Origin of the sequence: Enterovirga sp. CN4-39 (assembly GCF_049446235.1) — a bacterium.
Lineage (GTDB): Bacteria > Pseudomonadota > Alphaproteobacteria > Rhizobiales > Beijerinckiaceae > Enterovirga.
The window spans coordinates 720,225-741,684 of the sequence record NZ_JBMSEF010000001.1; the positions used below are offsets into that span (position 1 = coordinate 720,225).

Below are 21,460 nucleotides of genomic sequence, written 5' to 3' on the forward strand. Positions count from 1 at the left end.
CGCCGGGACCGGGAGGTTTGTTCAAGGGCGGCGCGATGGCTGGGTCAAGCCCGGTCGCGACATGGCCGGTTTCATCCCTGCGGGATGACGGGCCGTTCCATCAATCCAGCGGCGCCAGGCTTCGGTCGGAAACCTTCCTCCTCCAGGAGGGCCCGCATCTCGGGATCGAGCGAGGCGGGTTCGAGCACCACGGATGCGAGCCCGTCCTCCGCCGCCAGCGCATCCGCAAGCCGCAGCACGCGCGGGCCGAGTTCCCCGACCCGCTCATGGAAGACGGCGAGAGCATCGACGCGCCACGCACCGCCGTCCGGGCGGCCGTCGAGGACGGCCGTGATCTCCCCGCCCTCGTCCGCCACCACGGCCTCGGCGGGTGCCGGGCCGGAGCGCTCGCCAAGCAGCGCCCGGATCGTGTCCATGTCCTCGGCGACAGCGCGGCGGAAGGGCGAGTGAAGGTTCAGCATGGGGCGGGGCGTCTCCGTTCGCCGGAGAAACGCCCTAGCTCACCTTCCGTTCTGCGAAAGCTCGGGCGAAGTGCGTCACCGTCGGCTCGTCCGTGAGGTCGATCTTCAGCGGAGTGACGGAAATCTTGCCCTCCGAGAGGGCCTTTAGGTCGGTGCCATTCCCGGGCGTGAAAGGCTGCCGCGAGAAGCCGATCCAGAAGTAGGGATTTCCGCGACCGTCGCGCCGTTCCTCGATGCCCAGCAGCCCATTGTCACGCTTGCCCTGGGCCGTGACGGCGATGCCCTTCACCTCCTCGGGCTCGCAATCGGGAAAATTGACGTTGACGAGGGTCCCCTCCGGGATGCCCGCATCGAGTATGGCCCGGATGGTCGCCGCACCGTGGCGCTCGCCGCAATGCCACTTGATGTGGTCGCGCCCGCTCTTGCCGTAGGCCTGGGAAAGCGCCACCGACGGAATTCCGAGCACCGTCCCCTCCATGGCTCCGGCGATGGTGCCGGAATAGCCGACATCCTCGGCGACGTTCGAGCCGCGGTTGATGCCGGAAAGGACCAGATCGGGCCGCCCGTCCTTCAGGATGTGGCGCGTCGCCATGATGACGCAGTCCGTCGGCGTACCCTTCACGGCGAAGCGCCGCTCGGAGACCTGCCTCAGCCGCAGGGGATCGGAGAGGGACAGCGAATGCGAGACCCCGGAATTGTCGAATTCGGGTGCGGAGACCCAGACGTCGTCCGAGAGCTCCCGGGCGACCTTTTCGAGGAGCTCGAGCCCGGGCGAGTGGATGCCGTCATCGTTGGTGACGAGAATTCTCAATCTCAACTCCACTGTCATTCCGGGGCGCCTCAGGTGACGGCGCGGAGAAGAATCAGTCTCCGATCCGGGTGAGTCCGCCCATATAGGGCTGAAGCACCGACGGGATCGTGACGGAGCCGTCCGGCTCCTGATAGTTCTCCAGCACGGCGATCAGCGCGCGGCCGACCGCGACCCCCGAGCCGTTCAGCGTGTGGACGAAGCGCGGCTGCTTCTCGCCCTTGGCCCGGAAGCGCGCATTCATGCGGCGGGCCTGAAAGTCGGTGCAGACCGAGCAGGAGGAGATCTCCCGATAGGTCCCCTGCCCCGGCATCCAGACCTCGATGTCGTAGGTCTTGGCCGAGGCGAAGCCCATGTCGCCCGTGCAGAGCGTCATCACCCTGAACGGCAGGTCGAGCCGCTTCAGCACCTCCTCGGCGCAGGCCAGCATGCGCTCGTGCTCCTCGGCCGACTTGTCCGGCGTCGCGATCGAGACGAGCTCGCATTTGGTGAACTGGTGCTGGCGCAGCATGCCGCGCGTGTCCCGACCCGCGGCGCCGGCCTCCGCGCGGAAGCAAGGCGTGAGGGCGGTGAAGCGAAGGGGCAGTTCCTCATCGGAAAGGATGCTCTCACGCACGAGGTTCGTCAGCGGGACCTCGGCCGTGGGGATGAGCCAGTGTCCTTCGGGCGCACCCGCGCCGATCTGCTCGACATTCCCGGCGAAGAACTGATCATCCCGGAATTTCGGCAGCTGCGCCGTGCCGAACATCGCGTCGTCCCGCACCATCAGCGGCGGTGAGACCTCCGTGTAGCGGTGCTCGGTCGTGTGCAGGTCGAGCATGAACTGCCCGAGGGCCCGCTCGAGACGGGCGAGTTGGCCACGCAAGACGACGAAGCGCGAACCGGAGAGCTTGGCGGCCACCTCAAAGTCCATCGCCGGGCCGATGCCGACCTTCCAGGCCTCGGCCAGCTCGAAATGCTGCTTGCCCGAGCCGAGCTGCCGGCTGCCCTCGAAGCGATGTTCCTCGCGCTGGACGTTGTCGTGCTCGTCCTTTCCGACCGGTACGTCCAGGTTCGGGATGTTCGGGATCTCCGCAAGACGCTTCTCCAGCGCCTCGGTCGCGTCCTTCTCTCGCTTCTCCTGCTCCGGGATGGATTCCTTCAGTCGCGCCACCTCGGCCATCAGCTCGGCCGCGCGCGTCTCGTCCTTCGCCTTCTTGGCGGCGCCGATCTCCTTGGAGAGGGCATTGCGCCGCTCCTGGGCGGCCTGAGCCTCTGAGATCGCGGAGCGGCGCGCGTCGTCCAGTCGGATCAACTCAGCCGATAGCGGCTCCATGCCGCGATTGCGGAGGCCCTGGTCGAAAGCGTCCGGGTTCTCCCGGATGAAGCGGATGTCGTGCATGGCGGAGCGATAGCGCTCTTCAGTGTCATGACCGCGCGCCGCGGCCATCCGGATCGAGGAAGCGCTCCGCTTTTCACATTGGGCAGCCCGGGACAAGCCCGGCAGCCCGCTCCCTAGGTGGCCGCAGCCTCCGCGTCCGCCTTGGCGCGCTTCTTCTCGGCCATCACCACCGCGAGAATCGACGCTTCGTAGAGCGCCAGGGTCGGTATAGCCAAGGCGAGCTGGCTGATCACGTCGGGGGGCGTCAGGACCGCTGCGATCACGAAGACGATCACGATCGCATAGCGCCGCTTCTCCTTCAGGAACTTCGAATCGATCATCCCGGCCCGGGCGAGGAGCGTCAGCACGACCGGCAGCTGGAAGCAGATCCCGAAGGCGAAGATCAGCGTCATGATCAGCGAGAGGTACTCGTTGACCTTGGGCAGGAACTCGATCGTCGGGCTGTCCCCAACAGCGAACTGCTGCATCCCGACCGAGAACCGCATCAGCAGCGGCATCGCCATGAAATAGACGAGCAGCGCCCCGAGCAGGAACAGGATGGGGGTTGCCACGAGATAGGGCAGGAACGCGCCGCGCTCGTTCTTGTAGAGGCCCGGCGCGACGAACTTGTAGATCTGCGTCGCGATCACCGGGAAGGCCAGGAAGCCCGCCCCGAACACAGCGACCTGGATCTGCGTGAACAGGAACTCCAGCGCGTGGGTGTAGATGAGCCGCGCGTGTTCCGCGTCGCCCACGGCCCAGACATAGGGCTGCACGAGGATGTTGTAGATGTGCTTGGCGAGCGCGAAGCACAGGAAGAACATCACGATGAACGCCGCGAGCGCCTTGATGAGGCGCGATCTCAGCTCGATCAGATGCTCGATCAGCGGGGCTCGAGAGGCTTCGATCTCCGCTTCGTCTTCCGCAGTCCTCACGCCTGGGCACTCTTGAGGGGAGCGGGCTCAGGCGCGTTAGCTGCGGCCGGCACTTCGGCCGGCCCGGGCTCGAGGCCGGGACCCGTCAAATCGGGAGGGATGGGCACGACCGGATCGGGCGGCGGCAAGGCAGGCTCGGGCATGGGCTCGATCTGCGGGATCGGACCCGCCTCCTCCACGGCCGGAGCGGGGACGGCATCGGAGGCTCCGGCATTCCCCTCGCCGGAGACCGCCTTTGCCTCGACGGCCGTCTTCAGCTCGTCGCGGATCGTCTGGATGGGATTGAAGGCCGAACTCGTCGCCGAGGAAACCTGCCGGTTTATGCCCTCGACCTCGCGGCGGACCTCATCGAGCTCCGCCTCGCGCATGGCCTCGTTGAACTGTCCCTGGAATTCGGATGCAAGACGGCGCACCTTGGCCGTCATCTGGCCAACGGTGCGCAAGGCCTTGGGCAGGTCCTTGGGGCCGATCACGATGAGGGCGACGCCGCCGATCACCATCACCTCGCCCCAGCTCATGTCGAACATGGGCAGCGTATCTCGGAACTCAGCCCGCCCTCAAAGCCGGGCGGGCAGGGGCAGCTTGACGGCGAGTTCCTCAGCCGACTTGGCGGTTAAGGGTCGAGGTCGTCCCGGCCGGCTGCGTGTTTGCGTGCTCGATCGTGCGAACCGGCTCGTTCGACGCGGGCGCGGGCGGCGTCGTGGCTGCCGTATCCTCGTCCGACATCCCCTTCTTGAATGCTTTGATGCCCTTGGCGACGTCGCCCATCATCTCGGAGATCTTGCCGCGTCCGAAGAGCAGCATGACGATCCCGCCGACGACGACCCAGTGCCAGATGCTTGCGCCACCCATGGCGATCTCCTTCGTGGCCTGTTGGCCCAGCGCCCGATGTTGGCCGGCAAACTAGGGTCCGAACGCGGGGAAAACAAGGATATCCTGCCTGCGGCGCTATCGCCCTTTGGCGAATTGAAGCGGGTGGTGAACGGCGCATCGCCTGAAAGAGCGCCGAGGCCGTGGTTTTCGACCTTCGGCCGACGAGGTGCTAGAAGGGCCCGACCCCACCTGCTTCGGAGCTCAGATGAAACTGTCCCGCGGACTGACATTGGCCGCTCTCGGCACCATGCTGGCGACCGGCGCCGCTCAAGCGCAGGGCGTGATGGCGCCAGCTCCGATCACCATGCCGCCTTCGCTCCGCGACGCCGCACCCGCCAGCGGCAGCGCGACGCAGCCCCGCCGGGCCCGCAATCCCGCAGCCGACACTTCGAACAAGGCCGCGAGCACTGCGCCCCGGAAGAAGCTCCAGGCGCCGTCGGCAACGGCCCCGGCGCAATCCTCGGGAAGCAGCTACTCGAACCGGGTCGACTCCCGTCCGCAGCGCCCGAGTGCCCCCGCATTCGAGCTGGAAGACGACCCGCGCGCGGTTCGGCCGGTTCTGAATAACGGCCGGGCCGGGGTCGGGATGCGCTTCTGAGGCCGCTTAGCCGAGGTAGCCGGCTGCGGGCGGCCGGGGGCTCCCGGCCGGACCACGCTCGGCAAGCGACGCCTCGGCGACCCCGCGCTGTTGAGCAGCCCTCCCGGACGAGCGTTGGCCAAAGATTGGCCGCTATCGGGGTGGTCCTAGGCCGCTCGCCGAACAACGCCACGGGCTGGGTCCAGGCTGAACGGAGGGCTCCACTCGATCGCAACCCGACGTCAGGCAGCTGAGGAGGGGCGGGAGCCCGTCAGAGGCACCCGTGCTGCCGGCTCGCTCACGCGCGCATACACGTACGCGTACATACGCGTGCGGGATGAAAAACACGGTTCGAGCCCTTACATAGGGATTCGAATCGCCACAGACACGACGCATTCGCACGCGCCGCTTCGGCGGCGCGAAGGATCACCATGGCCGAACCTGCCCGAATAATCCCTGACGCCGAGTATGGCGCCGAGTCGATCAAGGTCCTCAAGGGGCTCGATGCTGTCCGCAAGCGACCCGGCATGTATATCGGGGATACGGACGACGGCTCCGGCCTCCACCACATGGTCTACGAGGTTGTCGACAACGCCATCGACGAAGCCTTGGCTGGCCATGCTGACCTCGTCACGGTGACGCTGAACGCGGACGGATCCTGCACGGTCTCGGACAACGGTCGCGGCATCCCAACCGGCATCCACCCAGAGGAAGGCGTCTCGGCGGCGGAAGTCATCATGACCCAGCTGCACGCGGGCGGTAAGTTCAACAACACGGCCGAGAGCGGTAACGCCTACAAGGTTTCCGGCGGCTTACACGGCGTCGGCGTGTCCGTCGTGAACGCGCTTTCGGAGTGGCTGCGCCTGCGCATCTGGCGCGGCGACGAAGAGCACTTCATGGAGTTCCGGCATGGCGATCCCGTCGCCCCGCTCGCCGTAGTCGGCCCTGCCAACGGAAAGCGCGGGACGGAGGTGACCTTCCTGCCCTCGCCCGAGACCTTCACGCTGGTGGAGTTCGACTTTCCGACGCTCGAGAAGAGATTGCGGGAGCTCGCCTTTCTCAACTCGGGCGTGCGAATCGTCCTGACCGACGACCGCCACGCCGACGTGAAGCGGGAAGAGCTGCTGTACGAGGGCGGCATCGAGGCCTTCGTCCGTTACCTCGACCGCTCGAAAACGCCGCTTCTCGACAAGCCGATCGTGGTCCGCGCGGAGCGCGACGGGATCACGGCCGAGGTCGCGCTCTGGTGGAACGATTCGTTCTACGAGACGGTGCTTTGCTTCACGAACAACATTCCGCAGCGTGACGGCGGCTCACACCTCACGGGCTTCCGCGGCGCTCTTACGCGGCAGGTGAACGGCTATGCCGAATCCTCCGGCCTCACCAAGAAGGAGAAGGTGACGCTCACGGGCGACGATTGCCGCGAGGGTCTCACCGCCGTGGTCTCCGTCAAGGTGCCGGATCCCAAGTTTTCGTCTCAGACGAAGGACCGCCTCGTCTCGTCCGAGGTCCGGCCCGTCGTCGAAAGCATCCTTAACGAGGGTCTCTCGACGTGGCTCGAGGAGCACCCCGCCGAGGCCCAGAAGGTCGTCGGAAAGGTGGTGCGGGCCGCGCAGGCCCGCGAGGCCGCCCGCAAGGCGCGCGAGATCGTTCGCAAGGATCCGCTCGGGGTCGCATCGCTGCCCGGGAAGCTGGCGGACTGCCAAGAGCGCGACCCGGCAAAGTCCGAGCTGATCCTCGTCGAGGGCGATTCGGCTGGCGGCTCCGCAAAACAGGGCCGTGACCGGTCCTTCCAGGCCGTCCTGCCGCTCCGCGGCAAGATCCTGAACGTCGAGCGCGTCCAGTTCGAACGAATGCTCTCGTCGGAGCAGATCGGAACGCTCATCACGGCGCTCGGCACCGGCATCGGCCGCGGCGACGGACCTAACGCGTTCAATCCGGACAAGCTTCGGTATCACCGGATCATCATCATGACCGACGCGGACGTGGACGGCTCCCACATCCGCACGCTCCTTCTGACGTTCTTCTTCCGGCAGATGCCCGAGCTGATCGAGCGCGGGCACCTCTACATCGCCCAGCCTCCGCTCTACAAAGCATCGCGCGGCAAGAGCCACATCTACCTAAAAGATGAGCGCGCGCTCGAAGACTACCTCTTCGACGCGGGGACCGACGGCGCGGTGCTGCGCCTCGAATCGGGGCTGGAGCTGGCCGGGCAGCAGCTCCGCTCGCTGATCGAGGAGGCCCGCGGGATCCGGACCATCATCTCGTCCCTGCACAGCCGCTACGATCGCCCAGCCATCGAACAGGCCGCGATCGCGGGCGCGCTGCGCCCGGACATCGCCGAAGATCCGGAGAAGGCACCGAATGCCGCGAAGGCGCTGGCCGAGCGGATGGACGTTGTCTCCGAGGAGTTGGAGCGCGGCTGGACGGGGGAAGCCGTCGAGGGCGGCTACGTGCTCACCCGGACAGTGCGCGGGGTGAAGCAGGCGCTCCACCTCGATGCGCATCTCGTCGCCTCCCAGGAGGCGAGGAAGCTCGGCGAGCGCTCGGCCGCGCTGTCCGAGATCTATGGCAAGCCGGCGGCGCTCGTCCGCAAGGGCGAGGAGACGCCGATCATCGGCCCGCTCTCGCTCTTCGACGCCGTCATGGCTTTCGGACGCAAGGGCATCACGCTGCAGCGCTATAAGGGTCTCGGCGAGATGACCGCCCAGCAGCTCTGGGAGACGACCCTCGACAAGGATGTCCGTTCGCTTCTGCAGGTGAAGGTCAAGGACGCCGATGATGCGGGTGACCTGTTCACCAAGCTGATGGGCGACGTCGTCGAGCCCCGCCGCGAATTCATCCAGGAAAACGCGCTCTCGGTCGCAAATCTCGATATCTGACGCGCTACGGGCCGCCGGGCCTGAAGCTGTGGCAGGCGGAGGCGGCGGGACTTGGGCTACCTTGCGGCGTGAGGCCCGAATGGAGCAGGCGCCATGACAAAATTGAAGATCCTGGCGGGTCCTTTCGCGTTCGACGGCAAGCTCGAGACGGAGGCGGCCCCGGCAACCTGCGCGGCCTTTCTTCGGCACCTGCCCTTCGAGGGGCAGATCGTCCATGTTCGCTGGAGCGGCGAAGGCGTCTGGATCCCGCTTGGCGACATGCAGTTCGGTGTCGGCTACGAGAACCATACGTGCCACCCTGCCCCGGGCCATGTCCTGCTCTACCCGGGCGGGATCAGCGAGACGGAGATTCTACTCGCTTACGGAGGGGTGAGCTTTGCCAGCAAGGTGGGGCCCCTTGCAGGCAATCACTTCCTCACGCTCACCTCCGGTCTCGAGAACCTGGCTGAACTCGGTCGCCTGACACTCTGGAAGGGTGCTCAGCCTATTCGGTTCGAACTGGCAGAGGGGAGCGTGTCCGTCTGATCGAGCCGGAGCTTAGACGCTGCTCGTTCGGCCTCTCCAAGCCCAGACCACAGACCCCTTGCTTGGGCCCGCTCGCGGATTGCGCGAGCATCCGCCCGCGTCGAAGATGAAGAAATGCCCTTCGGCGGCTAGACGTTGGCCACAGTATCGACGCATAGCGCATCGACAGGAGCCGGGCGAAACCGGTCGGGCACTCAGGGTGTTCTCACGCGGCTTGGGCACGCGCCCGAACCGGATTTTGTGAAGAGGGTCACCGCTGCGATGTTGGTCAACAACCTTGTTCAGGCGAGCGGGCTCCTTGCGGGTCTTGCCATGCTGTCCGTGAGCGCTGCCTCGGCCGCGCCGTTGGCGGATCCGACCGGCACCTGGCTGACGGAGGACGAGCGTGCGCGGATCCGCATCGAGAAGTGCGGGCCCTCACAGGAGCACGTCTGCGGCTATGTCGTATGGATGAAGGCCTCGCAGGGCGAAGACCCGGCGGCCAAGCGCGACGTCAAGAACCCAGACCCGCGGAAACGCAGTCGTCCCGTTCTGGGTCACCAGCTCCTGATGGGCCTCACCCTCAACGAGGACGGACGTTACGCCGGCAAGATCTACAACAACGAGGACGGGAAGAGCTACGACGTGACCGTGTGGTCCGAGCAGCCTTCCAGTCTCAACGTCCGGGGCTGCCTCGTGGCCTTTCTTTGCAGCACCCAGGTTTGGACCCGCACGAATAACGTGGTGGCCGGGCAGCTTGCAGGCGCGACCGGAACTGCAAATGGGCCGACCTCCGAACCGGAATGGGCGAGCAAGGCTTCAGCCACGCCGGGCGTCGCAGGCCAGCGCAGCCGACCGAAGCCGTGACCGGCTAGATCCAAAAGAAATCAGGAGAGCTCCCGACCAGCTTGACTTCTCGCGGCGTCCCACCGTGAAAGGCCGGGGCTCGGGACGCTGTGGAAAGGCAACACGTGAAAGCGCAACCGACAAGCGGCACGTCAGGAACGCTTGAGGCGAAGCGGCACAACCCGGGTCTCCTGGCGGAGCTCCTGGTTCGCGGCTCGCTACGGCACCCTTGGTTGGTGATCATCGTCAGCACGCTGCTGGCCGTTGCGGGTCTCTACGTCTCCGTCACGCGCTTCGCGATCACGACCGAGACGGACCAGCTCCTCCACTCCGATGCGGCCTGGGGGCGCGACAAGAGCGAGTTCCAGGCCGCATTCCCGCAACTCGCAAAGGTCATCCTCGTCGTCGTCGACGGGGAGACGCCCGAACTCGCGGAAGCTGGAGCTTCCCGGCTCGCAGCTGCGCTGACGAGCAAACCCGGTCCGCATATCGAGAAGGTCTGGCGTCCCGACGCCGGACCATATTTCGAGAAGAACGGACTTCTGCTGCTTCCGACAGAGGAGCTCAAGGGGACGCTCGGCCAGATGCGCGAGCAGGCCCCCGTCCTGTCCGCACTGGCGGGAGATCCAACCCTGCGCGGCCTGGCACGCCTCATCCAGCTCGGCGCGGCACAGGGATCGATCGGCGAGAATTCCGGCCTCCTCGACCGCCTAAGCGAGGTGGTCGAGCGCGTTCTCGCGGGCCAGCCCGCTCGCCTGTCGTGGCAGGAGTTGATGTCGGGCAAGCAGGCGCTCGCCCCCAATCAGCTTCGCAAGTTCGTGCTCGTCGAGCCGATCCTCGACTACAATGCGCTCCAGCCTGGCGCCGCGACGAGCGACCGCATCCGCGCCGCTGCGGCGGAACTCGGGCTCACGTCCGCAGACAGTGGAACACGCGTGCGGCTCACGGGATTGCCGCCTCTCGCCGACGAGGAATTCGGGACGGTGCAGGAGGGTGCACCGCTCCATTTGGGCCTGACGGTGGTTGCGATCGCCGTGATTCTCTACCTGGCCTTGCGCTCGGGCAGGCTCATCTTCGCGGTGCTCGCGACCACCGCCGCAGGCCTCGTCGTCACGATCGGCACTGGCCTGCTGCTCGTCGGGCGCTTCAACGTTATCTCGGTCGCGGTTGCGGCACTCTTTCTCGGCCTCGGCGTCGATTTCAGCATCCAGCTCGCGGTTCGCTATCGGGACGAGCGCCATAAGCTGCACGAGCTCCGGCGCGCCATTCTCGCGACGGCAAGCGGCATGGGCTGGTCGCTGACGCTCGCAGCCATGTCGCTGATCGTCGGCTTCTTCTCGTTCCTGCCAACCGAGTTCACGGGAGTTGCCGAGCTAGGGCTGATTACCGGCGTCGGGATGGTGATCGCGTTCGTCGCGAGTCTCACCCTCCTGCCGGCACTGATCTACGTGATGCCCCCGCCGCCGGAGCCGGAGAGCATCGAGATGCCCCGGCTTGCGAAGGTCGACCACTGGATCCTCGCTCACCGGAAGCTGGTGATTGTCTCGTCCATAGCGGTAGTCGTGGCCGGGCTGCCGTTCCTTCTTCGCCTCGACTTTGACGCCAACCCGATGCATCTGCGGGACGAGAAGACTGAGGCGGTTGCCACGTTCCTCGATCTCAGCCGGACGCCCGGCATGTCGCCGAACTCGATCAGCGTCCTGGCGCCCTCCCTTGAGACCGCGCGCCCGCTCGCGGCGAAGCTCGCCGGTCTTCCCGAGGTGAGCCGCGTGACGACCGTGCTGACCTTCGTCCCCGACAACCAGGATGAGAAGCTCGCGCTCATTCGCGAGACGGCCGAGGAACTGTCGGACATCGCCAGCGATAGGCCGCCGGCTCCCGCTCCCACCGATGCCGAGCTCCAGCAGGCCCTTCGTCGCGCGGCCGACGCGCTGCTGTCGAAGACGGGAACGGATGCGGCGTCGGCGGCTCTTCGCCGGCTCGGTGAGAACTTCAAGCGCCTTGCGGACGGCTCTCCAGAACAGCGCACACGTGCCCAGGCGGCGATCGCCGGGGGGCTCCCGCAGCTGCTCTCGGGCCTGAGAACAGCGCTCGGGGCCAGCCGGGTAACACTGGCCGACCTGCCTGCGGATCTTCGAAGGGATTGGATCGCCCCCGACGGGCGTGTCCGGATCGAGGTGTATCCGAAGGGAGACGGCAACGACAACGAAGTGCTGGAGGCCTTCACGGCCGCCGTCGAGAAGGTCGCGCCCAACCTCTCGGGCGGCCCGGTCGACATCGTCGAGTCGGGCAAGATCATCGGGCGGGCATTCGCAACCGCCGCCCTGCTCGCACTTCTCGGCGTCTTCGGCATCCTGACGCTCGCCCTCCGGCGTGCCAAGGACGTAGCCCTGACGCTGGGACCCCTCGTCGTCGCCACGATCATGACCCTCGAGGCCGCTCAGCTGATCGGCATGCCCTTGAACCTCGCCAACGTGATCGCGCTTCCCCTGATGCTCGCCGTCGGGGTGGCCTTCCACATCTACTACATGATCGCGTGGCGGGAGGGCGTCGCGGACATGCTGGCCTCCAGCCTGACCCGGGCGATCTTCTTCTCGTCCCTGACGACGGGCGTGGCCTTCGGCAGCCTCTGGCTGTCGAACCATCCAGGTACGGCGAGCATGGGCAAGCTGCTGACGATCTCGCTCTTTTTCACCCTGGTCGCCGCCTTCATCATGGTGCCGGCCTTCCTGGGGCCACCTCGGACCCAGGCGGCCACACCTGGCGAGAAAAAGCCTACCTGAAGCCGGACGGCTCGACGGAGCGGCAGCGCCGACCTAGACTCCACGCTTTAGGCTAGGAGCTTCGCTTGCGCTGTCCGCTTCCCGTCACGAACACGCGCCGCATACTCTGCGTCTTTCCTGCCTACACGCCCTCCTTCGGTACCTTCGCTCACGCCTATCCGCTCATGGGCGGCGTGAAGGCCTTCATGCCGCCGCAAGGTCTGCTGCTGATCGCCGCGTATCTACCGGAGACTTGGCCGGTCCGGTTCGTCGACGAGAACATCGCACCCGCGACGGCCCGCGATTTCGCCTGGGCCGACGTGGTCCTCGTGAGCGGGATGCACGTGCAGGTCGACCGGATCAATGACATCCGCCGCCGTGCGCAGGAAGCCGGCAAGGTCGCGGTTCTGGGCGGGCCCTCGGCCTCGGGCGCTCCGGAATGGTACGATGGCTTCGACTACCTGCACCTCGGCGAGATGGGCGACGCGACCGACCAGTTGATCGCCTACCTGGACGCGAGCGTCGAGCGGCCGGCGGCGCAGGTCCGCCTAGAAACCAAGGAGCGGCTGCCGCTCCCGGATTTCCCGCAGCCTGCCTACGACAAGGTTCCGCTGAAGCGCTATCTCATCGGCAGCCTGCAATTCTCGAGCGGCTGCCCCTATCGCTGCGAGTTCTGCGACATCCCCGCCTTGTATGGGCGGCAGCCGCGGCTGAAGACCTCCGAGCAACTCCTGGCGGAATTGGACCTCATCCTTCGGCAGCCCGTGCGGCCGGCGGTCGTCTATTTCGTCGACGACAACTTCATCGGCAACCGGAAGGCCACGCGAGAGATGCTGCCGCATCTCGTCGAGTGGCAGAAGCGGAACGGCTATCCGCTCCAGTTCGCGTGCGAGGCGACGCTGAACCTCGCCCAGCAGCCGGAAATCCTGGCGATGATGCAGCAGGCGAACTTCATCACCGTCTTCGTCGGAATCGAGACCCCGAACGCCGAAGCGCTCAGGCAGATCGACAAGGGACACAACGCGAAGCTGCCCATCCTGCCATCGATCGACATCATCAACAGCTACGGAATGGAGGTCACGTCCGGGATCATCATGGGGCTCGACACCGACTCTCCCGAGAGCGAGGTGCGCCTGCGCGAGTTCGTCGACGCCTCAAACGTGCCGGTGCTGACCATCAACTTGCTACAGGCCTTACCCAAGACCCCCCTATGGGAGCGGCTCGAGAAGGCGGACCGGCTGGACCACGACCCTAGCCGGGAATCGAACGTACGCTTCCTGATGCCCTACGAGGAGATCCTGGCGGGGTGGCGGCGCTCGATCGCGCATGCCTACACGCCCGAGCGGCTGTTCACCCGCTTCCTCCACCAGGTGGAGGCGACCTACCCGAACCGCATCAAGGTACCAGTGAGATCGCAGCTCACGCTCAGCAATCTGCGGCGCGGGGTGGTCCTGGGCTTCAACATCCTGGTCCGCGTTGGGCTCCTGTCGGATTATCGCCGCGCGTTCTGGAAGGCTGCACGCGAGGCCATCCGGCGAGGCCAGATCGAGGCCGTGTTCAACATGGGCTTCGTCGCCCACCACATGATTCGCTTCACCCAGGAAGCCCTATCCGGCCAGCAGAACGCCTCCTTTTACGCCACCCGGGCTGACACTTCAGGGCAGCCCGCCGCGGCTCCCGGGGGACTCCCGGCAATCAGCGATCGACGGGCTGCCTGAGCGCCGCGAGGGTCAGCGGCGTCCGCCCGGACTTTTCTTCGAGTAGCTGGCGATCGCGGCCTGGCAGCGGGGGGAGAGATCCTTCATCCGCTGCTGGAAGCACTGTTCGACCTGGGGCGTGTTCGGGTCGAACATCGAGCAGAAGCGCATGTAGTCGTTGGTGCAGTTCTGGCGGAAGACGGCCTCCTGCTCAGGCGTCATCGCGCCCGCGGCGGTCGCCGCGAGCGTAAGCCCGACCGCGGCCGCGATCCTGATCGTCATCGAAGGCATGCATGCACCTGGGTGGTTGTACTTCGTGTCACTTAGTGTAACCGCGGCGAGACGGTAAGGTTCTCGGCCCCGGTAGAGTGCCGCGGCGACGTTTCTGTCCAGTGTCGAGCAGTCGGACCTACGACACCGCCTGCACCTCCTATGGAGCGGCCTTCTTCCCCGTGGCGTCGAACTGCTTGAGATACGCGATCAGGTCCGTGATGCGCTGCTCGTCCTTGAGGCCGGCATAGACCATCTTCGTGCCGGGGATCTTGGCACGTGGATCTTTGATGTAGTCGCGGAAGGTGGCGTCGTCCCAGGTCAAACCCGAGTTCTTGTTGGCGGCGGAGTAGGTGTAGCCCTCAACCGTGCCGGCCTTTCGGCCGAAGAGGCCGTTCAACTGCGGACCGACGATGTTTCGGGCGCCCTCCCCGATCTGATGGCAGGCGCGGCACTGCGCATAGACGCGTTCACCGGCCCCGGCGTCCTGCGCCAGGCTCGGGGAACTCGTCGCCGCCGCAAGCACCGCAGCGATGCCGGCCGACCGAATGATGGACATCATCAACAGATTCTCCGCAGCCTCGAACCCGCGCTCTATCATCCAACCGGAGCGGTAGAATGGGGCGTCCTCAAGGAGCCATATCGTACGAAGCGGTGCTCATCGGAAGGGCCGGCGCGTGCTGCAAGACACATTGCACGTCGCTTCGCCTGCAGGGCACGCGAACTGCGACGTTGAGCTTGAACGCCGGTCCGCCAAGACGCTAGCCTCTTCGATAGGGCTGCAAGGGCCTTCTCCGGCGCCCTGGTCAGCCTGAGGACCTCGTCTTGAGCTTTGTCCACGATGCGGGCGGCACCCGCTACGTCTTCCCGGATCTCAAGGCCGTGATGGCCTGCGCCTCGCCGCAACGCTCGGGCGACGAGCTCGCCGGGGTCGCGGCGCAGAGCGCGGCGGAGCGGGTCGCGGCACGACGCGTCCTTGCCGACATCCCACTGAAGCGCTTTCTCCAGGACACCCTTGTTCCGTACGAGGCCGACGAGGTCACGCGCCTGATCCTGGACGGACATGACCCGGCCGCCCACCGGCCGATCGCCCAAATAACAGTCGGAGAGTTTCGGGACTGGCTCCTCGATCCGGCTGTCACGGCGAGCGAACTCACCTCCGTAGCGCCCGGCCTCACACCCGAGATGGTCGCCGCCGTCTCGAAGCTGATGCGCAACCAGGAGCTGATCACGGTCGCCGCCAAGTGCCGGGTGACGACCGCTTTCCGCACGACGCTCGGCCTGCCTGGGCGGCTCGGCAGCCGACTGCAGCCGAACCACCCCACGGACGACCCGGCCGGGATCGCGGCGGTGATCCTGGACGGGCTACTCTACGGGATCGGCGACGCGGTCATCGGCATCAACCCCGCCGCGGACTCGGTCGATGGCACCGTCGAGTTGCTGCGGATGCTCGACGACATCCGGCTCCGCCTGGACCTGCCGGCGCAGAGCTGCGTCCTGACCCATGTCACCAACGCCATCAAGGCCATTGAGCGCGGGGCCCCGACCGACCTCGTCTTTCAATCCGTGGCCGGCACCGAAGGGGCAAACCGCGGCTTCGGCGTCGATCTCGCGCTGCTGCAGGAGGCGCGGGAGGCCGCCCTCTCGCTCGGCAGGGGAGAGGTCGGCGATAACGTATTGTATTTCGAGACCGGACAGGGCTCCGCGCTCTCGGCCGGGGCGCATCACGGGGTCGACCAGCAGACCCTGGAGGTCCGTGCCTACGCGGTCGCCCGAGCCTTCAAGCCTCTCATCGTGAACACTGTCGTCGGCTTCATCGGGCCGGAATATCTCTACGACGCCAAGCAGATCATCCGAGCGGGCCTGGAGGATCATGCCTGCGGCAAGCTTCTCGGCCTGCCGATGGGGTGCGACGTTTGCTATACCAACCATGCCGAGGCGGATGCGGACGACATGGACGTCCTGATGAACCTGCTTTCGGTCGCTGGCGTGACCTTCCTGATCGGCGTCCCGGGGGCGGACGACGTGATGCTCAACTATCAGAGCCTGTCCTTCCACGACATTCTGAGCCTTCGCCATCAGCTCAACCTCAGGCCCGCGCCGGAATTCGACGCGTGGCTCAGCCGCCTTGGCATGCTCGACGACGCCGGCCGGATCCCGCCGAGGCTGAGGAGCGACGAACCGGTCAGGCGGCTTGAGACGATCCTCAAGGCGGCCGCCTGATGGGCAGCGTGCAGCCTGACCCATCCTGCGCCCCGCTATTCGCGAGCCTTCGCGCGAGAACGCCAGCACGTATCGGACTTGGCCGGACGGGCGATTCGCTGCCCCTTTCAGAACAGCTCGACCTGCAGCAAGCGCATGCTCGGGCGCGCGACGCGGTTCATGGGCAGGTGGATTTCGCTGCCCTGGCGGCTTCGCTCGCCCCTAGGCCAGGCATCCAGGTTCGGAGCCAGGCAGCAGATCGCGCCACGTTCCTTCGTCGTCCGGATCTCGGACGGCGGCTTGCCGAGGCCGATCTCCCGCGCCTGAACGGTGTGCGCGGAAACTACGATCTAGCGATCATCGTCGCCGACGGCCTTTCGGCCTCCGCCGTGAACACCTATGCCGCCGCGACCGCGAAGGCGATCCTGACGGAGGCGGAGGGCTACCAGATCGCCCCGATCGTCCTAGCCCAAGAAGCGCGTGTGGCGCTTGCGGACGAGATTGGGGAGCGCCTTGGCGCGAAGGCGACGGCGATGCTCATCGGGGAGCGTCCGGGCCTCACGATCTCGGACAGCCTCGGCATCTATGTAACAGCGTGGCCGCGCCCGGGCCGTGCGGATTCGGAGCGCAACTGCATCTCCAATATCAACGCGCATGGCCTCACCCCGGAGGCCGCAGGCCGGCTCTGTGGCGTGATCCTGTCCATGGCACGCCAACTCGGTCGGACGGGCACCGAGCTTAAGCCGCCCGCCTTCTAAGCTGGCTGGCAAGTTGCGCACGACCTGCGGAGAAGCCGGTTGCCTCCTGGTCGTGCCGGGTTCTAGTCCCGGGAAAGACAAGCGTGCTGCGAAGCGCGTCGGTTGACGTAGAAGTCCGGAGAGGTGGCGGCCGCATGAGCCAGCAGGAAAATTCCCTTCTCGTGGAGCAGCGCGAGAGCGTCGCCTACCTCACCATGAACCGCCCTGCCGTCCTCAACGCACTCGACCAGGGCATGGTGGAAGCGCTGCTCGCGGCAGCGCGACGAGTTTCCGATGACCCGGAGATCCGGGCCGTCGTACTGCGGGGCGCCGGCCGTGCTTTCATGGCCGGGGGCGATATCGGCTCGTTCCAGCGCGCCCTTCCCGACGCGCCAGCCGTGATCGGGAAGCTTATCGGTCCATTTCACGAGGCGCTGCAGATCCTCGGTGCCATGCCAAAACCTCTGATCACGAGCGTGCATGGTGCAGTTGCGGGAGCCGGCGTCAGCATGATGCTGGCGGGCGATCTCACGATCGCGGCCGAAAATACGCAGATCTCCCTGGCCTATACCCGGCTCGGGACCAGCGCCGATGGCGGCGCGAGTTGGTCGCTGCCGCGCGTGGTCGGCCTGCGCAAGGCGATGGAGATCGCGCTCCTGAACGAGGCGATCGGAGCGGAGGAAGCGTTGCGGCTGTCGCTCGTGAACAAAGTGGTACCCTCCGCCGACCTGGACGAAGCCACCGCGAAGCTCGCCGGAAAGCTGGCTGCCGGGCCGACCTTCGCGCTCGGCGCCATGAAGCGGCTGCTCAGGACATCGCTGGACAACAACTTCGCAACGCAGCTCGATGCCGAGGCCGAGAGCTTCAAGGCCTGCGCCGGAACCGCGGACTTCGCGGAAGGCGTGGAGGCCTTCATGGCAAAGCGTCCCGCACGCTTCTCCGGTCGCTGACCTCGCCGTCGAGGCGAACGCCCTCCCCGTCAAGATACGGGATGCGGATCATCTCCAGCGCTCCGCATCGACGTGGCGCCGGCGCCACGACTATCATCGGGCAGGACAGCAGGTAGCGCTTCATGCAGGAACCACCGGCCGCGGTCGGCATGTCGATCGCCGAGATCGACACCCCGGCGCTGATCATCGACCTCGACGCGTTCGACCGGAACCTCGCCAAGATGGCGCACTACGCCGCCTCTGCCGGGGTGGGGTTGCGTGCCCATGCCAAGACCCACAAAAGCTCGGAGGTGGCGCGCCGGCAGATGGCGGCGGGCGCGGTCGGTCAGTGCGTGCAGAAGGTCGGCGAGGCGGAGGTCCTGGCGAGGGCAGGCATTCCCGACATCCTCGTCTCCAATCAGATGGTGGAGCCCCGCAAGCTCGACCGGCTGGCCGCCCTCGCCCACCGCGCCAGGATCGGCCTCTGCTTCGACGATGCCGACCAGGTCGCACTCGCTTCTTCTGCCGCGACCAGGGCGGGCGTCATGCTGAACGGGCTCGTCGAAATCGAGGTCGGGATGGGGCGCTGCGGCATCGCCCCGGGCCGACCCGCGGCCGAGCTCGCCCGGCGCATCGCGGAGTCACCCGGGCTCCGGTTCGAGGGCCTCCAGGCCTATCATGGCCAGGCGCAGCATTTCCCGACCGCGACGGAGCGTGAAGGCGCGATCCAGGGTGCGATCGCGGCCGTCCGTGACACCCAGGAGGCGCTCGCCGCCATAGGCCTGGGCGCCACGACGATCAGCGGTGCGGGCACCGGCACGTTCCGGACCGAGGCCGAGAGCGGCGTCTACACGGAGCTTCAGGCCGGGTCCTACGCCTTCATGGATCTGGACTACGCCTCGATCCGCGGTGCGGACGGACGGCCCTACAGCGAATTCGAGCACAGCCTGTTCGTGCTCGCCAGCGTCATGAGCGTGGCGGGGCCGGACTGGTTCGTCGTCGATGCGGGCCTCAAGTCGTATAGCGGCGAGAAGGGGCTGCCGCGGGTGCATGGGGCCGAAGGCTGGACCTTCCTCGGCATGTCGGACGAGCACGGCAAAGTCGGGCTGTCCGCCGGCGCGCCTCGGCCGCGGCTCGGGGAGAGGGTCGCGCTGATCCCCGGCCATTGCGACCCCACCATCAACCTGCACGACTGGTATGTGGGCGTCCGGAACGGCCGCGTGGAAGAGGTCTGGGCGATCGATGCCCGGGGAGCGAGCCGCTGAGGCTGCGAGCCGAGTGTTGACGCCGAGGAGGCCACCGCCGTAGTATCGTCTGACAAGCAGACAACTGCGGATGGGAGGCTAAGCTGGCGCGGGTTCCGGACGAGACCTGGACGGCGGCGTTTCGGGACCGCGTGAACGCCGATCCCGAACTTCGCGTCACCGGTGGCAAGTTCGACGCGAGTTTCAGCGTCACCTTCGACGACACGCGCTACGTGATCCAGGTGCGGGCGGGCCAGATCGAACGCATCCTCGCCGCGCCGCGCTTCGACGTGCGCACGTCGTTCGGCGTGCGGGCGCCCATGTCGGTCTGGTCCAGGTTCCTTGATCCGGACCCGCCTCCCCTGTTCCACGACTTCTTCGCCATGCTGATGCGCGTGCCCGAGTTCGTGCTCGATGGCGACACGCTGGTCGCCATGCAGAATGCGCGCGCCCTCCACCGGATGATGAACCTGATGCGCGAGGTCGGACCGGTTGCGGCGGAGGCGGCGCATGCCTGATTTCGAGCCGATCCTCGGCCGCTATCTCAGCGTCGATGTCGAAGGCACCCCGCACCGGATCTATGTCGAGGAGGCGGGGCAAGGCGTCCCGCTTCTCTGCCTCCACACGGCCGGCGCCGACAGCCGGCAGTACCGGCACCTCCTGAACGACCGCGAGGTCACTTCGCGCTTTCGCGTGGTCTGTTTCGACATGCCCTGGCATGGCCGGTCCGACCCGCCGGATGGCTGGTGGCTCACCCGGTACGAGCTCACGACCAAGCGCTACCTCGCCCTGATCGAGGCAGTCTGGACGACGCTGGAGCTCGACCGTCCCGTCGTGATGGGCTGCTCCATGGGCGGCGCCATCGTGCTGCGGGTCGCGAGCGACTACCAGGGCCGTATCCGGGGCGTGATCGGGCTCGAGGCCGGGGCGCATGCGCCGGGCCGCTACAACGAGTTCCTGCACCACCCGGCCATCCACGGCGGGGAACTGGTCGCGACCTACACCTATGGCCTGAACGCGCCGCAGAGCCCGGAAGCAGGCAAGCGCGCCAACTGGTGGTACTACGCGCAGTCCGGACCGGGCGTCTATGCCGGGGACGTGATGTTCTACTCCTTCGACTGGGATGCGCGGGAGCACATCAAGTCGATCGACACCGCCCGGTGCAAGGTGAGCCTGCTCACGGGCTCCTACGATTATTCCTGCACGCCGGCGATGACGAAGGCAGTTGCCGACGCGATCCCGGGGTCCCGCTACACGGAGATGACCGGCATCGGGCACTTCCCGATGATCGAGAACTACGAGCATTTCCGCCGCTACCTGCTGCCGGAGCTCGACTTCATGGCGGCCGAGTAGCACCACCGACCGAAAAAGGGACAAGGGGGGAGACATGAGGAGGCTTGCATCCGCCGCAGCGGCCTTGCTGCTGCTTGCCGGTTCCGCCGTCGCGCAGACCTTTCCGAACCGGCCGATCACGCTCGTGGTCGCGGCGGCGGCGGGCGGCACCACGGATGTTCTCGCCCGGCTCGTCGCCAAGAGCATGAGCGAGGATCTCCGCCAGTCGGTGGTCGTCGAGAACGTGGTCGGCGGCGGCGCGACAGTCGGCACCCGCCGGGTCGTTCGGGCGGAGCCGGACGGCTATACCCTGATCTTCGGCAACATGGGCTCCTTCGCGGCCAATGTCTGGCTCTTCCCGCAGCTCGGCTACGACCCCCGCCAGGACCTCGCCCCGGTCGGTCTCGTCGCCATCGTCCCGATGGTGCTGTCCGTCTCGAAGAAGAGCGGCCTCCCCGACCTGCCGGCCTTCCTGGCCAAGCTCAAGGCGGACGGGAAGAGCGTGAATTTCGGCCATGCGGGGCCGGGCACGACCGGGCATCTGGCGACCGCGACCTTCCTCCACGTGACCGGCACCAAGGCCGTCGACATCGCCTATCGCGGCGCCGGCCCGGCCATCAACGACCTGATCTCCGGCACGATCGATGCCGTCATCGACCAGACCGTCACGATGCTTCCGCTCCATGGCGGCGGCAGCGTCACGGCGGTCGCGACCTCCAGCACTCGCCGCCTGCCGCAGGCGGCGGACGTCCCGACGTTCGCGGAGGCCGGCGCGCCGCAATTCGACCTGACGGTCTGGAACGCGATCGCGGCGCCCGCCGCGACGCCGCGCCCGGTGCTCGACAGGCTGGAGGCCTCCGTGAAGACGGCCCTCGCCGATCCCGAGCTGCGCCGCCGCTTCGGCGAGCTCGCGGCGGAGCTTCCGGAGCCGGACCAGCAGGGCGTCGAGCCCCTGCGCCGGCTCATCGCGGCCGATGTCGAGCGCTTCGGCACCATCATCAAGGCGGTCGGCCTCCGGGCCGAATAGGACAGGTTACGGAG

The 21,460-nt window shown here is 66.8% G+C and carries 21 protein-coding genes; 13 read left to right on the top strand and 8 right to left on the bottom strand.

The features are described from left to right. Positions 1 to 71 precede the first annotated feature (71 nt). The 6 genes from ACO2SS_RS03545 to ACO2SS_RS03570 form a co-directional block, all read right to left on the bottom strand. On the bottom strand, positions 72 to 461 hold the full coding sequence (locus ACO2SS_RS03545; protein WP_423276173.1) for a hypothetical protein: 390 nt from the start codon (positions 459 to 461) through the stop codon (positions 72 to 74). Between the two features lie 34 nt (positions 462 to 495). After that, complete coding sequence (gene surE / locus ACO2SS_RS03550; protein WP_423276174.1) at positions 496 to 1,272, bottom strand: 5'/3'-nucleotidase SurE; 777 nt, start codon at positions 1,270 to 1,272, stop codon at positions 496 to 498. Between the two features lie 52 nt (positions 1,273 to 1,324). Further along, positions 1,325 to 2,650 (bottom strand): serine--tRNA ligase, encoded by a 1,326-nt coding sequence (gene serS, locus ACO2SS_RS03555; RefSeq protein WP_423276175.1) that lies wholly within the window; start codon positions 2,648 to 2,650, stop codon positions 1,325 to 1,327. Between the two features lie 113 nt (positions 2,651 to 2,763). After that, positions 2,764 to 3,564, bottom strand: a complete 801-nt coding sequence (gene tatC / locus ACO2SS_RS03560) for a twin-arginine translocase subunit TatC (protein WP_423276176.1) — start codon at positions 3,562 to 3,564, stop codon at positions 2,764 to 2,766. Continuing rightward, the gene (gene tatB, locus ACO2SS_RS03565; protein WP_423276177.1) at positions 3,561 to 4,091 is read right to left on the bottom strand and encodes a Sec-independent protein translocase protein TatB; all 531 of its coding nucleotides are present in this window, start codon (positions 4,089 to 4,091) and stop codon (positions 3,561 to 3,563) included. The genes tatC and tatB overlap by 4 nt, the downstream gene beginning before the upstream one ends. A 70-nt stretch (positions 4,092 to 4,161) precedes the next feature. After that, positions 4,162 to 4,416, bottom strand: coding sequence for a twin-arginine translocase TatA/TatE family subunit (locus ACO2SS_RS03570; protein WP_423276178.1), 255 nt, complete (start codon positions 4,414 to 4,416; stop codon positions 4,162 to 4,164). 226 nt (positions 4,417 to 4,642) lie between these two features. On the opposite strand from ACO2SS_RS03570, the gene ACO2SS_RS03575 reads away from it, so the two are divergent. The 6 genes from ACO2SS_RS03575 (at position 4,643) to ACO2SS_RS03600 (ending at position 13,726) form a co-directional block, all read left to right on the top strand. Further along, positions 4,643 to 5,035, top strand: a complete 393-nt coding sequence (locus ACO2SS_RS03575) for a hypothetical protein (RefSeq protein WP_423276179.1) — start codon at positions 4,643 to 4,645, stop codon at positions 5,033 to 5,035. 410 nt (positions 5,036 to 5,445) lie between these two features. Beyond that, positions 5,446 to 7,896, top strand: a complete 2,451-nt coding sequence (gene gyrB / locus ACO2SS_RS03580; RefSeq protein WP_423276180.1) for a DNA topoisomerase (ATP-hydrolyzing) subunit B — start codon at positions 5,446 to 5,448, stop codon at positions 7,894 to 7,896. Positions 7,897 to 7,989: 93 nt separating this feature from the next. Further along, positions 7,990 to 8,421, top strand: coding sequence for a DUF3830 family protein (locus ACO2SS_RS03585; RefSeq protein ID WP_423276181.1), 432 nt, complete (start codon positions 7,990 to 7,992; stop codon positions 8,419 to 8,421). Positions 8,422 to 8,682: 261 nt separating this feature from the next. Further along, a complete protein-coding gene (locus ACO2SS_RS03590) occupies positions 8,683 to 9,267 on the top strand; it encodes a DUF2147 domain-containing protein (protein WP_423276182.1) in 585 nt (194 codons plus the stop codon). 104 nt (positions 9,268 to 9,371) lie between these two features. Beyond that, on the top strand, positions 9,372 to 12,029 hold the full coding sequence (locus ACO2SS_RS03595; RefSeq protein WP_423276183.1) for an MMPL family transporter: 2,658 nt from the start codon (positions 9,372 to 9,374) through the stop codon (positions 12,027 to 12,029). A 65-nt stretch (positions 12,030 to 12,094) separates the two neighbouring features. Next, the gene (locus ACO2SS_RS03600) at positions 12,095 to 13,726 is read left to right on the top strand and encodes a B12-binding domain-containing radical SAM protein (RefSeq protein ID WP_423276184.1); all 1,632 of its coding nucleotides are present in this window, start codon (positions 12,095 to 12,097) and stop codon (positions 13,724 to 13,726) included. Between the two features lie 12 nt (positions 13,727 to 13,738). On the opposite strand, the gene ACO2SS_RS03605 is transcribed toward ACO2SS_RS03600, so the two are convergent. Together ACO2SS_RS03605 and ACO2SS_RS03610 are read right to left on the bottom strand one after the other, a co-directional pair. Beyond that, the gene (locus ACO2SS_RS03605; protein WP_423276185.1) at positions 13,739 to 13,987 is read right to left on the bottom strand and encodes a hypothetical protein; all 249 of its coding nucleotides are present in this window, start codon (positions 13,985 to 13,987) and stop codon (positions 13,739 to 13,741) included. Between the two features lie 148 nt (positions 13,988 to 14,135). Continuing rightward, positions 14,136 to 14,534 carry a c-type cytochrome gene (locus ACO2SS_RS03610; protein ID WP_423276234.1) on the bottom strand — a complete coding sequence of 133 codons (399 nt, stop codon included), beginning with the start codon at positions 14,532 to 14,534 and terminating at the stop codon, positions 14,136 to 14,138. 266 nt (positions 14,535 to 14,800) lie between these two features. Between ACO2SS_RS03610 and ACO2SS_RS03615 the strand changes: the two genes are divergently transcribed. The 7 genes from ACO2SS_RS03615 to ACO2SS_RS03645 all read left to right on the top strand — a co-directional run bounded on the left by ACO2SS_RS03615 (position 14,801) and on the right by ACO2SS_RS03645 (position 21,446). Beyond that, a complete protein-coding gene (locus tag ACO2SS_RS03615) occupies positions 14,801 to 16,198 on the top strand; it encodes an ethanolamine ammonia-lyase subunit EutB (RefSeq protein ID WP_423276186.1) in 1,398 nt (465 codons plus the stop codon). After that, on the top strand, positions 16,198 to 16,935 hold the full coding sequence (eutC, locus tag ACO2SS_RS03620; protein ID WP_423276187.1) for an ethanolamine ammonia-lyase subunit EutC: 738 nt from the start codon (positions 16,198 to 16,200) through the stop codon (positions 16,933 to 16,935). Before ACO2SS_RS03615 ends, eutC begins: the two co-directional genes overlap by 1 nt. A gap of 134 nt (positions 16,936 to 17,069) precedes the next feature. Then, positions 17,070 to 17,864 (top strand): enoyl-CoA hydratase/isomerase family protein, encoded by a 795-nt coding sequence (locus ACO2SS_RS03625; protein ID WP_423276188.1) that lies wholly within the window; start codon positions 17,070 to 17,072, stop codon positions 17,862 to 17,864. A gap of 122 nt (positions 17,865 to 17,986) precedes the next feature. Then, a complete protein-coding gene (locus ACO2SS_RS03630) occupies positions 17,987 to 19,108 on the top strand; it encodes a DSD1 family PLP-dependent enzyme (RefSeq protein ID WP_423276189.1) in 1,122 nt (373 codons plus the stop codon). Between the two features lie 131 nt (positions 19,109 to 19,239). Further along, on the top strand, positions 19,240 to 19,605 hold the full coding sequence (locus tag ACO2SS_RS03635; RefSeq protein ID WP_423276190.1) for a hypothetical protein: 366 nt from the start codon (positions 19,240 to 19,242) through the stop codon (positions 19,603 to 19,605). After that, positions 19,598 to 20,440 (top strand): alpha/beta fold hydrolase, encoded by an 843-nt coding sequence (locus tag ACO2SS_RS03640; protein ID WP_423276191.1) that lies wholly within the window; start codon positions 19,598 to 19,600, stop codon positions 20,438 to 20,440. Before ACO2SS_RS03635 ends, ACO2SS_RS03640 begins: the two co-directional genes overlap by 8 nt. A gap of 34 nt (positions 20,441 to 20,474) precedes the next feature. Beyond that, positions 20,475 to 21,446: a Bug family tripartite tricarboxylate transporter substrate binding protein gene (locus tag ACO2SS_RS03645; protein ID WP_423276192.1), complete on the top strand. Its 972-nt coding sequence runs from the start codon at positions 20,475 to 20,477 to the stop codon at positions 21,444 to 21,446. Positions 21,447 to 21,460 lie beyond the last annotated feature (14 nt).

What these genes read in the sequence shown, in the direction of transcription:
- ACO2SS_RS03545 (WP_423276173.1), bottom strand. Translation starts at nt 461, where the DNA reads ATGCTGAACCTTCACTCGCCCTTCCGCCGCGCTGTCGCCGAGGACATG.
- serS (WP_423276175.1), bottom strand. Translation starts at nt 2,650, where the DNA reads ATGCACGACATCCGCTTCATCCGGGAGAACCCGGACGCTTTCGACCAG.
- tatB (WP_423276177.1), bottom strand. Translation starts at nt 4,091, where the DNA reads ATGTTCGACATGAGCTGGGGCGAGGTGATGGTGATCGGCGGCGTCGCC.
- ACO2SS_RS03570 (WP_423276178.1), bottom strand. Translation starts at nt 4,416, where the DNA reads ATGGGTGGCGCAAGCATCTGGCACTGGGTCGTCGTCGGCGGGATCGTC.
- ACO2SS_RS03575 (WP_423276179.1), top strand. Translation starts at nt 4,643, where the DNA reads ATGAAACTGTCCCGCGGACTGACATTGGCCGCTCTCGGCACCATGCTG.
- gyrB (WP_423276180.1), top strand. Translation starts at nt 5,446, where the DNA reads ATGGCCGAACCTGCCCGAATAATCCCTGACGCCGAGTATGGCGCCGAG.
- ACO2SS_RS03585 (WP_423276181.1), top strand. Translation starts at nt 7,990, where the DNA reads ATGACAAAATTGAAGATCCTGGCGGGTCCTTTCGCGTTCGACGGCAAG.
- ACO2SS_RS03590 (WP_423276182.1), top strand. Translation starts at nt 8,683, where the DNA reads ATGTTGGTCAACAACCTTGTTCAGGCGAGCGGGCTCCTTGCGGGTCTT.
- ACO2SS_RS03605 (WP_423276185.1), bottom strand. Translation starts at nt 13,987, where the DNA reads ATGACGATCAGGATCGCGGCCGCGGTCGGGCTTACGCTCGCGGCGACC.
- ACO2SS_RS03610 (WP_423276234.1), bottom strand. Translation starts at nt 14,534, where the DNA reads ATGTCCATCATTCGGTCGGCCGGCATCGCTGCGGTGCTTGCGGCGGCG.
- eutC (WP_423276187.1), top strand. Translation starts at nt 16,198, where the DNA reads ATGGGCAGCGTGCAGCCTGACCCATCCTGCGCCCCGCTATTCGCGAGC.
- ACO2SS_RS03625 (WP_423276188.1), top strand. Translation starts at nt 17,070, where the DNA reads ATGAGCCAGCAGGAAAATTCCCTTCTCGTGGAGCAGCGCGAGAGCGTC.
- ACO2SS_RS03630 (WP_423276189.1), top strand. Translation starts at nt 17,987, where the DNA reads ATGCAGGAACCACCGGCCGCGGTCGGCATGTCGATCGCCGAGATCGAC.
- ACO2SS_RS03640 (WP_423276191.1), top strand. Translation starts at nt 19,598, where the DNA reads ATGCCTGATTTCGAGCCGATCCTCGGCCGCTATCTCAGCGTCGATGTC.
- ACO2SS_RS03645 (WP_423276192.1), top strand. Translation starts at nt 20,475, where the DNA reads ATGAGGAGGCTTGCATCCGCCGCAGCGGCCTTGCTGCTGCTTGCCGGT.